The sequence below is a fragment of the Thiolinea disciformis DSM 14473 genome (genome assembly GCF_000371925.1).
Taxonomy (GTDB): domain Bacteria; phylum Pseudomonadota; class Gammaproteobacteria; order Thiotrichales; family Thiotrichaceae; genus Thiolinea; species Thiolinea disciformis.
Genome location: NZ_AQVE01000071.1, coordinates 1 through 1,032, shown reverse-complemented (window position 1 = coordinate 1,032; position 1,032 = coordinate 1). Strand labels below are relative to the sequence as shown.

2 protein-coding genes are annotated in these 1,032 nt (G+C 43.9%); both read left to right on the top strand.

The genetic code is table 11. The features are described 5' to 3' along the window. Positions 1-543 precede the first annotated feature (543 nt). The gene (locus tag A3IE_RS0119460; protein WP_020397271.1) at positions 544-783 is read left to right on the top strand and encodes a type I restriction-modification system subunit M N-terminal domain-containing protein; all 240 of its coding nucleotides are present in this window, start codon (positions 544-546) and stop codon (positions 781-783) included. Positions 784-935: 152 nt separating this feature from the next. Beyond that, positions 936-1,032, top strand: a 97-nt coding sequence (locus A3IE_RS23350) for a nucleotide-binding protein (protein WP_157832932.1), incomplete at its 3' end; no start/stop codon positions are given.

Below are 1,032 nucleotides of genomic sequence, written 5' to 3'. Positions count from 1 at the left end.
AGTAGTATAGATGTTGCAGTAAGTAGTATAGATGTTGCAATAGCACCCCTGAAACGCAGCTGCGGCGCGGGTTCTGGCGATGCTAAAAGCTTTTTAAAAGATATTTAAAAGATCTTTAAAAGCAAAAGCGTTTGTGTTTCACACAAAAAAACAGAAGAGCGCCTTACGGCGCAAGACCACGCCGTTGGCGTGTAGCTTGCAATGACTAGATAGTTGAACTACTTGTAGCGGATTATAAAGTTGCTTACGCAAGAAGCAGCAAAAGTATCCATATTCGACTTACAAGAAGGTGGATCGTAAAAACCGCCAATACCGCCTTAGTAAAACTTTGAAGAACGTCTATTTTATTGACACCTAACGATCAGAGACTTAAAACCCTTAAAAGTCGCACCACTGGTACGACGACCATCACTGCTGATGCTAGACTACCCCGCTCATAAACACCCCTAGAGTATTGAAGTAACCATGTCAGAAGAGCAACGTCGCCAGTTACAACAGCAACTATAGCAACTATGGAACATCGCTAACACTTTGCGCGGCAAGATGAACGCGGATGAGTTCCGTGATTACATCCTAGGTTTTATTTTCTATAAGTACCTCTCGGAAAAGATTGAGGCATATGCTGACTATCTACTGGAAGCTGACGGAGTGAAGTTTGGAACTTTGCGTGAAAGCGTAAAAGATGAAATGAATATGATCGACGCAGTACAGGATGCTACCGTCGAACATTTGGGATATTTCCTGCGTCCGTCAGAAGCATGTTATTACGTGGGTCGCGGATAAGATTAAATCATTCATTGAGACGTTTGTGGATGGTATGGGGGCTGCCTAACTAAGGCCAGCCATTCGCTAGTCAGGGAAACCACCAGAATAACAACACATTGCCAATCATGTTATATAATTACTGCATTCCCTAATTATGGAATTATGTAATTATGCAAGTCTGGACTTTCACCACCCAAAAGGGGGGAGCTGGCAAAACCACGCTGGCAACCAACCTTGCTGTAGCCGCAACGCAGGCAGGCGAAAAGG